The sequence below is a fragment of the Helicobacter fennelliae genome (assembly GCF_900451005.1).
Lineage (GTDB): Bacteria > Campylobacterota > Campylobacteria > Campylobacterales > Helicobacteraceae > Helicobacter_B > Helicobacter_B fennelliae.
In genome coordinates, this window is the sequence record NZ_UGIB01000001.1 from 1,916,493 (window position 1) to 1,929,195 (window position 12,703).

The following is a 12,703-nucleotide window of genomic DNA, read 5'->3' on the forward strand; positions in this document are numbered from 1 at the left end:
TTGTGGATAAGATAATAAAAAATATTGCGTGGGGGCTAGTCGCTGTTATGGCGGCGTGGTGCTTTGGTGTCCTTGCGCTAAATAATGGCGAGACGATTAGCGCATCGTGGCTTGTGGTGGCGTCCGTGTGCTTTTATATGATAGGCTATCGCTTTTATAGCAAGTTTATCGCAGAAAAAGTCTTTGAGCTAGATGATAATCGCGCCACCCCTGCGGTTATAAATAATGACGGCAAGGATTTCGTGCCTACTCATAAGGCGGTGCTTTTTGGGCATCACTTTGCGGCGATTGCGGGAGCGGGACCGCTTGTGGGACCGATTTTAGCTGCGCAAATGGGATATTTGCCTAGTATGCTTTGGCTTTTGGTGGGCGTTGTTTTGGCTGGAGCGGTGCACGACTTTACCGTGCTATTTATCTCAATGCGCCGTAATGGGCGAAGCTTGGGCGAAATGATAAAAGATGAAATGGGCGTCATCACAGGGCGAATCGCAATGATAGGGATTTTGTTTATTATGTTTATCATTGTGGCGATTCTTGCGATGGTTGTGGTAAATGCGCTTGCAGATTCGCCGTGGGGGCTATTTACAATCGCAATGACTATTCCAATCGCTGTATTTATGGGCGTTTATATGCGATTCATTCGCCCGGGACGCGTGGGTGAAGCGAGTGTTATAGGATTTGTGCTTTTGATTTTGGCACTATACTACGGACACGCGGTTGCTGACCCAAATCACGCGTGGCATAATGCCTTTATGCTTAGCAAACAAACTTTAGCACTAATTGTAATTGCTTATGGATTCATCGCTTCCGTGCTTCCTGTGTGGCTACTACTTGCGCCACGCGATTATTTAAGCACATTCTTAAAAATCGGCGTTATTGTTATGATGGCAGCGGGGATTCTTATCGTAAATCCCGAGCTTTCCATTCCCAAAGTAACAAATTTCATAGACGGCACGGGACCTGTTTTTGCAGGGGCAATCTTTCCATTTTTGTTTATAACCATTGCGTGTGGGGCGATTAGCGGATTTCACGCGCTAATATCAAGTGGCACAACGCCAAAAATGATAGAAAAAGAAAGCCACGCGCGTCCTGTGGGCTATGGCTCAATGCTTATGGAATCGCTAGTGGGGATTATGGCGTTGATTGCGGCTTGTATTTTGGAGCCGGGCATTTATTTTGCGATAAATGTGCCATTAGTTGCGCTTGACCCTGCTGCGACAAGTGCGGTGGGCGCGAATCTAGATAGCGTGGCACAAAGCGTCAATGGCATTTTATCGCGGGGTGGATTTGATGGATTCACACTGCGCCCTGAGATTTTAAGTCAAACGGCAAGTGATATAGGGGAGCAAACGATTATTTCGCGCACGGGTGGTGCGCCGACATTTGCTATTGGGCTAACGCTAATTTTGCATAAAATCATAGGCGGAGCTGAATCAATGGCATTTTGGTATCATTTTGCGATTCTCTTTGAAGCGTTGTTTATTTTAACTGCCGTTGATGCAGGGACTAGGACGGGGCGATTCCTAATCCAAGACATTTTAGGCAATATCTACAAACCTATGGCGGACACAAAATCGTGGCTTTGGGGAACGGCAGCTAGTTTTATTTGCGTGTGTGGCTGGGGATATTTGCTATATCAAGGCACAATCGACCCGCTAGGTGGAATCTTTACGCTTTGGGCACTCTTTGGCGCGGCAAATCAAATGCTTGCTGGAATCGCACTACTTCTTGGCACGGTGGTGCTTTTCAAAATGGGCAAGGCAAAATACAGCTGGGTTACGATAATCCCTGCATTTTGGGTGCTTTTAACCACGCTATATGCGAGTTTCCAAAAGCTACTCCCACAAAATGGTGATAAAATCCACGATGCTGTAAGTCATATTGCCACCGCGCAAAAATGGATGGCAACAAAGGCACAAGCCATAGCAGATGGCAATGACGCGCTTGTGGCAAGGGCAAGTGCGATTATTTCAAATAATATTTTGGATGCGGTGCTTTGTGCGTTCTTTATGATTGTGGTGTTTGTGGTGCTTTTTGAGTGCATAAAAATCTGCTATTTGAGTTTGCAGGGCAAAGCAAGTGCATTTCCACTTAAAGAAGAGCCCTATAAAAAAGCAAAAGATTACGAGCTAGGGGCGCACAATGCAAACTAAAATAAAAAATCCCGCTAATGCGCCTATTGTGGCGCAAAAATGGCATTTGCGCTTGTTTGCGCAAGTATTTGGGCGGATTTATGCTTTATATGTGCGTAGTGATAGATTTGTAAGTCTGCTTGTAGGTATGCGAAGCTATGATAAATATGTCGAACATATGCGCCAAAAGCACCCCGAGCGGAAGATTCTCTCACGCAGAGAATTTTTCAAAGAAGCATTAGAAGCAAGATATAGTGGTGGTGTGAATCGCTGCTGCTAGTGCGTGATTTTTGTATAAGTTTGGGCGAATTTTGAATGCGATTTTTGCGAATCTAATGGCAAACATTACTTTAAACCAAAATTCGCTACAATCGCGCCTAAAAATTTACAAAGTGATGGAGATTTGCAAATTTGGAGCGATTAGTAGAAATTGAGCGCGTGAGCTTTGAGGAAAAGGACGAAACTAGCTTACGCCCCGCGAAATTTAGCGAGTATATTGGGCAAGAAAATATCAAAAAAATCTCCACATTTCTATCAATTTATGTATATATGGTATTGAGTTATAATCTTTGGATTCTAAGAATCCTATTATAAATCACTCTATGCCACTCATCATTTCGCTTTGAGTATGCGCGATAAGCGGATCGATGATAGGATCAAAGTTGCCAGAGAGCATAATTTCTTCAAGACTATAAAGTGTAAGCCCTATGCGATGATCTGTAAGGCGATTTTGGGGGTAATTATATGTGCGGATTCTCTCGCTTCTATCGCCACTTCCGACTTGATTTTTGCGCGCTTGAGAGTTCTGAGAGAGTTGTTCTTGGAGTTGGGCTTCATAGATTCTGGCTTTGAGGATTTTCATCGCTTTGTCTTTGTTTTTGTGCTGTGATTTCTCATCTTGCATAGAGACGCTAATGCCTGTGGGGATATGCGTGATACGCACCGCAGAATCTGTGGTATTCACACATTGCCCGCCATGCCCGCCTGCGCGAAAAACTTCGATACGCAAATCATTTGGTGCGATAACCACTTCCACATCATCGACTTCTGGCATTATTGCTATTGTGATTGCTGAAGTGTGGATTCTGCCTTGTGATTCTGTTTGGGGGACGCGCTGGACGCGATGCGTTCCGCCCTCATATTTGAGACGAGAAAACACCCCCGCACCTTTGATGAGTGCTATCATTTCTTTATATCCGCCTACATCATTTTCACTTGAGCTAATGATCTCAACCTTCCAGCCCTTCATATCAGCATACCGACAATACGCCCGAAACAAATCTCCTACAAAGATTCCGGCTTCATCGCCACCAGTGCCGGCTCGAAGCTCAAGGTAAATATTTTTATCATCGTTTGGATCTTTTGGTATAAGCAAAAGCTTTATTTCTTCTTCAAGTGCGATTTTTTGAGATTCTAGCTCTTTGAGCTCTTCTTTGGCAAGCTCTCCTAAATCCTTATCTTCTAAAAGGATTTTATTTTCTTTGATAGATTCTAGTGTTTGGAGGTAGAGCTTCGCTTTTTTGGTTACTTCCTCGATACTGCTTTGCTCTTTGCTTAATTGAGTGAGTTTTTTTATATCCGAGATGATAGTAGAATCTAAAAGCTGCTGGCTGATCTCATCATAACGAGCAATAATTGGCGTAAGTTTATCAACAAGCATTTTGATTCTCTAAGCTCTAAACACCATTAACTTGGTATTTATAGAGATTGTGAAAGTTTTTTGAGTGCGGTATTAAGACGACTGACTTTGCGCGCAGCTGTGTTTTTTGTAAGAATGCCTTTGCTGACAAATTTATGAAATTCTTTATTGACGATTTTAAACGCAACCTGCGCTTTTTCTAGATCTTTTTGCTCGATACTCTCGCGCAATGATCGTGTGATATTTTTGATTCTCGTTTTGTAGTATCGATTTCTTTCTGTGCGAGTTGCAGTTTGTCTGATTCTTTTTTCTGCGGACTTATGATTTGCCATATAATTAATCCTTTTATAAAAAAATTTAGGGCATTATTCTGCCTAGATTTTGATTAAAAGCAGTTTAATTTACTTGATTTATCAAAATTATCAAGGAGGTTTAATGAAGATTTTTGGAACTGATGGCGTGCGCGGACAGGCAGGGACGCACATTACGCCACTACTTTGCATTCGGCTTGGCATTGCTGCGGGAATCTATTTTCGCAAAACTTCTCGCACAAATAAGATTCTGCTTGGCAAAGATACGCGCCGCAGTGGATATATGATAGAAAATGCCCTTGTTAGTGCGCTTACAGCGGTTGGTTATGATGTGATTCAAGTTGGTCCTATGCCAACGCCAGCTATTGCGTTTTTGACTGCTGATATGCGATGTGATGCGGGGATTATGATAAGTGCAAGCCATAATCCATTTGAAGATAATGGGATTAAATTTTTTGATAGACATGGACAAAAGCTCACCACACAAGCAGAATCTGAAATAGAGGCAATCTACCACACGCAAGATCTGCTTGAAAAAAGCTACAATATCGGGCGTGAAATCGGAAGCTCAAAGCGAATCGATGATGTGATCGGTCGCTATATCGTGCATATTAAAAATTCTTTTCCAAAAGAGCTCACGCTTCAGGGCATTAGGATTGTGATCGACTGCGCAAATGGCGCGGCATACAAAGTCGCTCCGACAATTTTTAGCGAGCTTGGAGCTGATGTTGTTGTGATTAATGACAAGCCAAATGGATTTAATATCAACGAGCTTTGCGGTGCTATGCACCCGCAAGATCTTGGCAATGAAGTGCTAAAATATCGCGCTGATATTGGGTTTGCGCTTGATGGCGATGCTGATAGGCTTGTGGTCGTTGATGATAAGGGAGAAGTGATTGATGGTGATTTGCTTATTGGCGCATTGAGCGCGTATTTGGATTCTATCGGTGCGCTCAAATCTAAATGTATAGTCGCCACACAAATGAGTAATCTTGCATTAGAGGAATTCCTCAAATCTCATCATTTGGGGCTTGTGCGCTGCGATGTGGGCGATAAATATGTCTTTGATACAATGCAGAAGCATAATATTAATTTTGGTGGTGAGCAAAGCGGACACATTATTTTTAGCGATTATTCGACGACTGGCGATGGGCTTATGAGCGCGATTGCGGTTATGGCACTTATCCTAAGAAGCAAGCAAAAAAGCCATAAAGCCCTCAAGCCTTTTTATCTCTATCCGCAAAAACTCTTCAATCTCAATGTCTCTTCTAAACCTCCGCTTGAGACGATCAAAGGCTACAAAGAATTGCAACAAAAGATTATAGATTCTGGGTTTAGAAGCCTTATCCGCTACTCTGGGACTGAAAATAAGCTTAGAATCCTGCTTGAAGGCAAGGATAATAAAAGTATCAATGAAATGGGCGAAGAAATTATCGCGTTTTTCAAAGGAGCTTTTGATTGAAACCTCTAGCAACCACACCTGTAATGACCATATACGCGCGCGCATTGCTTATCATCATCGCTGTGATTTGTGTAGATCAGCTCATTAAAATGTGTATTTTGCAAGGCTTTAGATGGGAGAGCAAGGCTTTATCTATCGTGCTTGTGTATAATAATGGCGTGGCTTTTTCGATGTTTGCGTCTTTGGGGGCGCATTTGAAGTGGATTCAGGTTGGGTTTTTGCTTGTTGTGATGATCTATGTATGCATAAAGTCTGAAGCATTGCGTAGGTATTACCTTGGGATCTGCCTTATGCTTGGTGGTGGGATCTCAAATGTAATTGATCGTTTTATTCATTCTGGGGTTGTGGATTATGTGTATTGGCATTATGGATTTGAATTTGCGATTTTTAATCTCGCTGATGTGATGATTGATTGTGGAGTGGTAATCCTTATGGCACAATGGCTCTGGCTTGATAAAAAACGCAAACCTAGAATCTAAATCCTCTCTTTACTTTCTTTATGTTTGCATAGAATCTAAAGTGGATTTTATAGATTGCCACGCAAAATTTGAAAATTTTGCTCGCAATGACAATTTCTTTTTGGATTCCTCGCTGTCGCTTAAGACATGACAATAAAAATGACATAGATTCTAGAATCTATGGAAACACAAAGGGGTGCAAAGAAATTCTAGATTTTAAGATGAGTTTGCAAGGGCTTGCAAGAGCTTGATAGATTGTGAAGTTTTGAGCAAGGAGATAAGGCTAATCGCCTATCGACGAAGTGAAAAACGAATCTCGTAGCTCAAATCGCTTAAAAGCTAGGATTTAGATTCTATGTAAAGCAGAATCTAGATTCTGACTTTTATTTTATACTATAATACCATTCAATCCATAAAGCAAAAGAAGGAACAAATACAATGTTTTTTATCATCAAAACAACCTTTCCTCTTAAAAAGCAAGCCAAAAATCTAGCCAAAATTTTGTTTGATAATCGCCTTCTTTCATGCGCGCAGATAAGCAAAACCCTAAGCCTTTATACTTGGAATGGCAAGCTGTGTAAGCAAAAAGAATACACTATCTCAATCAAAACGACAAAGCCCTATATTCAGCCTATTATCAGCCTTATCAAAGCGCATCATTGCTATGAGATTCCAGAGATTATCATAAGCAAAGCAGAATCCAAAAACAAAGCATACTCCACATGGCTAGAATCTACCTTGTCTCAAACGCCAAGCTCTATATTGGATTCCACGCTAGATTCTGAATTGGATTCTGTGGAGGATTCTGTGGTGGTGCGAGAATCTGCTACATTAGATATGTCTGATACTTTGGCTTCTGCCAAATCTCGCGCCAAACCCCCTACTAAATCACACGTTAAATCTAATTTCGCAAAAGCTTCTACTTCACTCAAATCTACTAAGCCCATTAAACCCATCAAGCCCAACAAGTCCAAATAATGCCTGCTACCATTTTGACAACTTTGACTACTTCATTTATCTCGCGCTTTTTGAGGCAATGTCGCTACATAGCCTTATTTTTAGGCATTTTAAGCCCGTGGCTTCATGCGATTCCATTGTGTCAATCGTATTCAGAATACCTCAAGCTTTGGGGCGGTAATATGATGCAAGTTGTCTCTTTGCATGCTGTGATGAGCCTAGATTTTGCTCCTAATCAAGCTCCTAATCAAATCTCCAATCAACCCCAACCAAATCAATCAAGTATCCAAACACGCATAAATGGCGGTGTTGGCGCGAGTGTGGGGGTAACTTATGTGCATACAGATGATGAGCGAGATTTTGATTTTGGCTGGCGGATCAAATACTTCTTTTTAGATTCTAGACATCTCAACCAATCCCGCCATTTGATCGGGGCTTCGCTCTATCTTCACCCATTTCCAAACCCCTATCACAAATGGAGTGGGGCAATCCAAACGCACAAAGATTGCGAAGATAAAGACGATGGCTTTCCTACGCCATTTTCTTTTGTGATCGGAAGTGGTAGTGTGATTATAGATGATAGGGCGCAGGTAAGTGCTGGCGGGTATATCGAGGCGGGTATAGCGTTTTTTAAGTGGTTTGTGATAAATGGCGAGGTGCTTTATCGTGCGAGCTTTTATCCTCTGCATAATCAATGGCAAACAACACATTCTATTAATTTTATTTTGAATCTATTTTAGATTCTATAAAAAAGAAGCCAAAAGAGAATCTAGATTTTGTTTTGGTTACCGCAATGGCGCAATAAATGTAATAATAAGATTTAAAAATAGGCAAAAGTTTGGATTCTTGCTATTGCTTTGGTAGCTTTGGTAATGACAATTTTAGATTCCAAGATTTATCAAAACCTGCTAGAATCTAGGCTTTATTTTAGTTTTTAGGATTCTCGTGCGATTTGGTAAGCCTATGATTTCATCTATTATGCCATTGAAAGTGATGTTTTCTTGCGCCATTGTTTTGGGTGTGATTATTATCATCGCAAATTACACAGTGCAATTTAATATCGCTTCCACGCCACTTACTTTTGGCGCGCTTACTTATCCATTTAGCTTTTTGCTTTTAGATATTTTGAGTGAAAAATACCCCAAAAAAGAGGTTATAAAAGTCCTCACACTCGGGCTTCTTATCGCATTTTATCCATCATATCTTTCTGCCACTCCCAATATCGCCCTTGCTTCTATCGCGGCTTTTTGCATTTCGCAGCCTCTTGATATTACGCTTTTTTATATGTTTAAAAAATACTTCCCTAAACTTTGGTGGCTTAGAAATACAGCCTCAAGCATCATCGCGCAGTTTGTGGATACATTGTTGTTTTTTGGCATTGCTTTTTTTGGCGCGCGGGCGTTTGGAGAGTGCATAGAAATGGCAATGGCTGATTATACAATCAAAGCCTTGCTTATCGTTGCCAATACACCGCTATTTTATCTGATAGCCATTAAGGCTAAATCGCTTTGGAAGAGTATTACTTAGATTCTGAATTTGTGGTATTAGATTTTACTTTTTTGATTGGATTGCCTTTTTGTCAAAAATCTTAGAATAACAAAAGAATGACAAAGTTATGTGTCATTCTAAGCATTAAATCCTAGAATCTATGCAAACACAAAACAGTGTAAAGAAATCCTCTATTTTTAGGCAGATTTAATCAGGGTTGTGTAGAAATTTTTAGGCAAGCAAAAACACAAAAAATGTAACAATAACGTTCATCGCAGGCTAAAAATTTCAAATTCCATGAAATATGCCTTCTCAAGTAAAGCGTTCGAGCAAAGCCCTAGAGCTGCATAGCAAAAAGAGAGGATTTAGCTCTCATGGAAAATAGAATCTAAATCTTAAAGAATCCGACATTTTGCTTAAGCTTATCAGAAATATTTTCAAGCTCATTGACAATCTCTGAATTTTTCTGCATAAGCTCTGTCATAGCACTTGAAGCTTTTGTCATCTCTTCCATTTTTGACTCAATGCCCTTCATACTTTCTGCCTGCTTAGCAGAATAATTACTCACATCTTTGACTTTCATCAAAGAATCTTGAGCTTGAGTTTTGATCTCGTCCAAAATCTCTGAAGTTTGCAATGCAAGCTCCATACTTTTGCGCGCTTCAGGCGTTGCTTTTGTCATTGATTGTGCGATATTTTGGATCTCTTCTTGGATACCTTGGATCATTGTTGCGATTTGTGAAGTCGTATCTGAAGTGCGCTCTGCTAGCTTTCTGACCTCATCAGCCACGACTGCAAATCCCCTTCCATGCTCGCCTGCCCTTGCTGCTTCAATCGCTGCATTGAGTGCCAAAAGATTTGTCTGATCGGCAATCTCTGCGATGAGAGTAGCACTATTTCTAACTTCTTGAGATTGTTTTTCAAGCTGCAATATATCATCTGTTGCGCTCATCACCATTTGCGTTACTACATCTATGGTTTGCGTGGTGTTTGCCATTGCTTCTTGCCCTTTTGTAGAGAGATTGAGCGTTTTTTTAGAGTTTTCTTCTGTTTGCTTAGCGATTGAAGTTATCTCTACGACTTCTTCTGTAATGCGACGAATCTCATCGGCGGATTTTTTGGCACTCTCATTTTGGAGGATTGAAGCTTTTTTGGAATCATTTGATGCATTAGCCACGAGATGTGTATTTGCTGAAATATCATTAGCTAAGCCAAGAATTTCTTTGCCTGTGTTTTTGAGCTTGTTTTGCATTATGGCGATGTCATCAAGAATGCTACCTTTTTTGTCGCAATGGATAGATTCTTGTAGATTCCCGCTTGCGATGAGATTTACGCTTTTTGAAGTTACATTTGGCTCTCCGCCTAGCACATTGACTAAATAGCGAATGATAAAAAACGCAATCACCGCGCAGAGCAAAATCGATATGATAGTAATTGTAATCAGCACGCTTTTTAGCGTTAGGGCTGAGGATTCCACCACAGGTGTGAGACTTTGATTTTTGTTTTCTTCAAGGTTGATAAATTCATTAATCGTATCAAGCCATGTTTGAAACATCGGACGAATGTCGCTTAGCCTTGTTAATGCCATTTGAGTGTTGTTTGATTTGACATCATTGATGATATTGTGCGTGATAGGTAGGACTTTGGCATTAATGCCATCAATGCGAGAGAGAATCTCTTTTCTTGCTCATCTAAGCCTAAGGGCTTGGATTCAAATTCTTGCTTCATATGATCTCGCGCCTGTGTGTAGTCTGATTCAAGGGCTTGGATTTGGGTGATGAGAGAATCTAAATTTATCGAGTTCATACTCTCATGAAGCACGACATCTCGTATCGCAATCGATCGATCATGCACGCCTCCGCGAAAATCTATGGCTACGCGCTATTTTACAGAATTTATATCATTGATTTACACGAGGCGAGAGCTGATAAAATTCACCCTCAAAATCGTAAAAACCGATAACAATAAAATAATCAACCCAAAAACGCCATAGCCTATCCCCAAAAGTGAAAAAACACTTGTCTTTTTGTTTTGATTTATTGTATTCTCCGTGGTTATCATTTTTGTCACATCAAAAAATAATTTTTCTAATAAATAATTTTTTTATCCTAAAAAATTTTTTATTGACATGAAGTGTTTATAAACTTCGCCTTCTAGTGCTGGATTACGCAAAATATCAATCAAAGGATAAGTTGTCAAAATATGTTTATTATGCCACAATGTGCGATAGCCGATTTTAGATTCTATCCCCATAGCATGCGATACATACGCATCAAACACGATCACAACTTTTGCGCGCAATCCACTAAGCTGCTCTTGCAAATATGGTCTGCATAAGTGCGTTTGCTCTTGATTGCTTAGCTCTTCACCTCCGCATTTAAGCAATGATAGCAGGCTAAAGTTTCTTAGCCCTAATGTCTCATATGCAAAGCTTTTAAGCTTTCGCGTGCGCCTAGAATCTATGAGCTCCTGATTTTTATCAGACATAAAAAACGGCTTTTCTACGACAAATACGACTTTAGATTCTGGTTTGATGTAGCCTATTATTGGGTTTGAGAGCTTTCTTCGCGCACAAAGATGACAATGCTTGATTTTGTCATTGAGGGTGTGGATTGTGTCTCCTTGCGCATAGAGTAATTGATTTGACTCGACAAATGCAACCCCGCACATTTTTTTGATATACAATTCTTTGAGCTCTTGAATGGCTTCATTTTTTTGCATGCAAATCCATAATCTTGGTTTTGTTATACATTTGTGGATTAAGCATATTTTCGAGCTTAAAAATCTCATCGAGTTGTTCTTTTGTCAATAGTTTGCGCTCTAATACCAAATCATACACAGGCTTGCCAGTTTGAAGTGCCTCTTTTGCGATTGAAGCGGAGTTTTCATAGCCGATGTAGGGATTGAGTGCTGTTACAATACCTATAGAATGAAACACAAAATTTCTGCAAATCTCTTCATTTGCGGTGATTCCATCGATACATTTATGCGCCAAAGTTTCTATTGCGCGACTTAGCATTTTGATAGAGTTAAATAACCCATACGCGATGACTGGCTCAAACACATTGAGCTGAAGTTGCCCACCTTCTGCTGCCATTGTGATTGTTACATCATTGCCTATGACGCTAAAGCACACTTGATTGACTACTTCTGGGATCACAGGATTGACTTTTCCGGGCATAATCGAGCTTCCGGGCTGCATTTTTGGAAGATTGATTTCATTAAGTCCTGCTCGAGGACCTGAGCTAAGCAGTCGCAAATCATTACAGATTTTGGAGATTTTGACACTCACGCGCTTAAGCACACCGCTAATTTGCACATATCCGCCCGTGCCTTGCGTGGCTTCTATCAAATCATTTGCAGTTACAAATGGACGACCTGTTACTTCTTGAAGCTTTTGTTCGACTTTTTGGCGGTAATCAGGGTGAGAATTGATCCCCGTGCCAATGGCTGTCCCGCCGAGATTAATAACTCGAATAAGATTGCGCGCATCAAGCACGCGCTCAATATCAATCCTTACCATTGAAGCAAATGCGCCAAACTCCTGCCCCAAAGTCATCGGCACGGCATCTTGAAGCTGCGTGCGACCCATTTTGAGGACATGTGCGAATTCTTTAGCTTTTTTCTTTAGGCTTTCTTTGAGAATCCCCATAGATTCGCTAAACATACTAAGCTGCTCATACAGCGCAATGCGCAGAGCCGTAGGATACACATCATTTGTGGATTGAGAGAGATTGATATGATCATTTGGGTGGCAGAACTGATACTCGCCTTTTTTATGCCCCATAATTTCCAAAGCAATGTTTGCAATCACTTCATTTGTATTCATATTGGTGCTTGTGCCCGCACCTCCTTGGATCATATCCACGACAAACTGATCGTGATATTCGCCAGCGATGATTTTATCGCATGCTTTGATAATGGCATCTTTAATCACAGAATCTAAAAGTCCTAGCTCATAATTTGCCAACGTTGCAGCCTTTTTGACCTGTGCCAAAGCGATGATAAAAATCGGAAACTCGCTTAATCTCTGCCCTGTGATGTTGAAATTTTCAACCGCCCTTAGTGTTTGAATCCCATAATATACATTTTCATCGATTTCAAGCTCACCGATAAAATCATGCTCAATTCGTGTCCCCATAGCTTATCCTTATGAATTAAATTAAAGCAATAGTGGCATAATGTTGCTTAAAAAATTTAGAGATTTGTTAAGTAACATAGATTCTAAAATCTTAAAACATCTTTAATTTACAATC

The 12,703-nt window shown here is 40.6% G+C and carries 15 protein-coding genes and 1 pseudogene; 9 read left to right on the forward strand and 7 right to left on the reverse strand.

Annotation, left to right across the window (positions count from 1 at the left end):
• Positions 1 to 47: 47 nt before the first annotated feature.
• The 3 genes and pseudogenes from DY109_RS09490 to DY109_RS12130 form a co-directional block, all read left to right on the forward strand.
• Positions 48 to 2,153: a carbon starvation CstA family protein gene (locus DY109_RS09490; protein ID WP_147291194.1), complete on the forward strand. Its 2,106-nt coding sequence runs from the start codon at positions 48 to 50 to the stop codon at positions 2,151 to 2,153.
• A 52-nt stretch (positions 2,154 to 2,205) separates the two neighbouring features.
• Positions 2,206 to 2,412, forward strand: coding sequence for a KCU-star family selenoprotein (gene kcuS, locus DY109_RS09495; protein ID WP_051404648.1), 207 nt, complete (start codon positions 2,206 to 2,208; stop codon positions 2,410 to 2,412).
• A gap of 131 nt (positions 2,413 to 2,543) precedes the next feature.
• Positions 2,544 to 2,651: pseudogene (locus tag DY109_RS12130) on the forward strand (Holliday junction branch migration DNA helicase RuvB); the annotation flags it as partial.
• Positions 2,652 to 2,727: 76 nt separating this feature from the next.
• Here DY109_RS12130 and prfA read toward each other — a convergent pair.
• Together prfA and rpsT are read right to left on the reverse strand one after the other, a co-directional pair.
• Positions 2,728 to 3,792: a peptide chain release factor 1 gene (gene prfA, locus DY109_RS09505; protein WP_023948640.1), complete on the reverse strand. Its 1,065-nt coding sequence runs from the start codon at positions 3,790 to 3,792 to the stop codon at positions 2,728 to 2,730.
• Positions 3,793 to 3,830: 38 nt separating this feature from the next.
• Positions 3,831 to 4,103, reverse strand: a complete 273-nt coding sequence (rpsT, locus tag DY109_RS09510; protein WP_023948641.1) for a 30S ribosomal protein S20 — start codon at positions 4,101 to 4,103, stop codon at positions 3,831 to 3,833.
• 103 nt (positions 4,104 to 4,206) lie between these two features.
• On the opposite strand from rpsT, the gene glmM reads away from it, so the two are divergent.
• From glmM to DY109_RS09535, 6 genes are all read left to right on the forward strand, one after another.
• Positions 4,207 to 5,544 (forward strand): phosphoglucosamine mutase, encoded by a 1,338-nt coding sequence (gene glmM / locus DY109_RS09515; RefSeq protein ID WP_023948642.1) that lies wholly within the window; start codon positions 4,207 to 4,209, stop codon positions 5,542 to 5,544.
• Positions 5,545 to 5,567: 23 nt separating this feature from the next.
• Positions 5,568 to 6,023, forward strand: coding sequence for a signal peptidase II (lspA, locus tag DY109_RS09520; RefSeq protein WP_034549964.1), 456 nt, complete (start codon positions 5,568 to 5,570; stop codon positions 6,021 to 6,023).
• A gap of 68 nt (positions 6,024 to 6,091) precedes the next feature.
• Positions 6,092 to 6,253 carry a hypothetical protein gene (locus DY109_RS11585; protein ID WP_210669857.1) on the forward strand — a complete coding sequence of 54 codons (162 nt, stop codon included), beginning with the start codon at positions 6,092 to 6,094 and terminating at the stop codon, positions 6,251 to 6,253.
• A gap of 187 nt (positions 6,254 to 6,440) precedes the next feature.
• Entirely contained in the window at positions 6,441 to 6,980 is a 540-nt protein-coding gene (gene cutA / locus DY109_RS09525; RefSeq protein WP_023948646.1) for a divalent-cation tolerance protein CutA, read from the forward strand.
• Positions 6,980 to 7,699, forward strand: coding sequence for a hypothetical protein (locus DY109_RS09530; RefSeq protein ID WP_114997500.1), 720 nt, complete (start codon positions 6,980 to 6,982; stop codon positions 7,697 to 7,699). Before cutA ends, DY109_RS09530 begins: the two co-directional genes overlap by 1 nt.
• 205 nt (positions 7,700 to 7,904) lie before the next feature.
• Entirely contained in the window at positions 7,905 to 8,486 is a 582-nt protein-coding gene (locus DY109_RS09535; RefSeq protein WP_235148582.1) for a queuosine precursor transporter, read from the forward strand.
• A 349-nt stretch (positions 8,487 to 8,835) separates the two neighbouring features.
• Here the strand turns inward: DY109_RS09535 and DY109_RS09540 are convergent, their stop codons facing one another.
• Genes DY109_RS09540 through aspA form a run of 5 tightly spaced genes read right to left on the reverse strand, consistent with a single transcriptional unit; the run spans position 8,836 to position 12,588 of the window.
• Positions 8,836 to 10,035, reverse strand: a complete 1,200-nt coding sequence (locus tag DY109_RS09540) for a methyl-accepting chemotaxis protein (RefSeq protein ID WP_023948651.1) — start codon at positions 10,033 to 10,035, stop codon at positions 8,836 to 8,838.
• Positions 10,026 to 10,301: a hypothetical protein gene (locus DY109_RS09545; RefSeq protein WP_023948652.1), complete on the reverse strand. Its 276-nt coding sequence runs from the start codon at positions 10,299 to 10,301 to the stop codon at positions 10,026 to 10,028. The genes DY109_RS09540 and DY109_RS09545 overlap by 10 nt, the downstream gene beginning before the upstream one ends.
• Before the next feature lie 54 nt (positions 10,302 to 10,355).
• On the reverse strand, positions 10,356 to 10,508 hold the full coding sequence (locus DY109_RS11590) for a hypothetical protein (protein ID WP_023948653.1): 153 nt from the start codon (positions 10,506 to 10,508) through the stop codon (positions 10,356 to 10,358).
• Positions 10,509 to 10,550: 42 nt separating this feature from the next.
• A complete protein-coding gene (locus tag DY109_RS09550; protein WP_023948654.1) occupies positions 10,551 to 11,168 on the reverse strand; it encodes a uracil-DNA glycosylase family protein in 618 nt (205 codons plus the stop codon).
• Complete coding sequence (gene aspA / locus DY109_RS09555) at positions 11,155 to 12,588, reverse strand: aspartate ammonia-lyase (protein ID WP_023948655.1); 1,434 nt, start codon at positions 12,586 to 12,588, stop codon at positions 11,155 to 11,157. Before aspA ends, DY109_RS09550 begins: the two co-directional genes overlap by 14 nt.
• Between the last annotated feature and the right edge of the window lie 115 nt (positions 12,589 to 12,703).

What these genes read in the sequence shown, in the direction of transcription:
- DY109_RS09490 (WP_147291194.1), top strand. Translation starts at nt 48, where the DNA reads ATGGCGGCGTGGTGCTTTGGTGTCCTTGCGCTAAATAATGGCGAGACG.
- prfA (WP_023948640.1), bottom strand. Translation starts at nt 3,792, where the DNA reads ATGCTTGTTGATAAACTTACGCCAATTATTGCTCGTTATGATGAGATC.
- rpsT (WP_023948641.1), bottom strand. Translation starts at nt 4,103, where the DNA reads ATGGCAAATCATAAGTCCGCAGAAAAAAGAATCAGACAAACTGCAACT.
- glmM (WP_023948642.1), top strand. Translation starts at nt 4,207, where the DNA reads ATGAAGATTTTTGGAACTGATGGCGTGCGCGGACAGGCAGGGACGCAC.
- lspA (WP_034549964.1), top strand. Translation starts at nt 5,568, where the DNA reads ATGACCATATACGCGCGCGCATTGCTTATCATCATCGCTGTGATTTGT.
- cutA (WP_023948646.1), top strand. Translation starts at nt 6,441, where the DNA reads ATGTTTTTTATCATCAAAACAACCTTTCCTCTTAAAAAGCAAGCCAAA.
- DY109_RS09530 (WP_114997500.1), top strand. Translation starts at nt 6,980, where the DNA reads ATGCCTGCTACCATTTTGACAACTTTGACTACTTCATTTATCTCGCGC.
- DY109_RS09540 (WP_023948651.1), bottom strand. Translation starts at nt 10,035, where the DNA reads ATGGCATTAACAAGGCTAAGCGACATTCGTCCGATGTTTCAAACATGG.
- DY109_RS11590 (WP_023948653.1), bottom strand. Translation starts at nt 10,508, where the DNA reads ATGATAACCACGGAGAATACAATAAATCAAAACAAAAAGACAAGTGTT.
- DY109_RS09550 (WP_023948654.1), bottom strand. Translation starts at nt 11,168, where the DNA reads ATGCAAAAAAATGAAGCCATTCAAGAGCTCAAAGAATTGTATATCAAA.
- aspA (WP_023948655.1), bottom strand. Translation starts at nt 12,588, where the DNA reads ATGGGGACACGAATTGAGCATGATTTTATCGGTGAGCTTGAAATCGAT.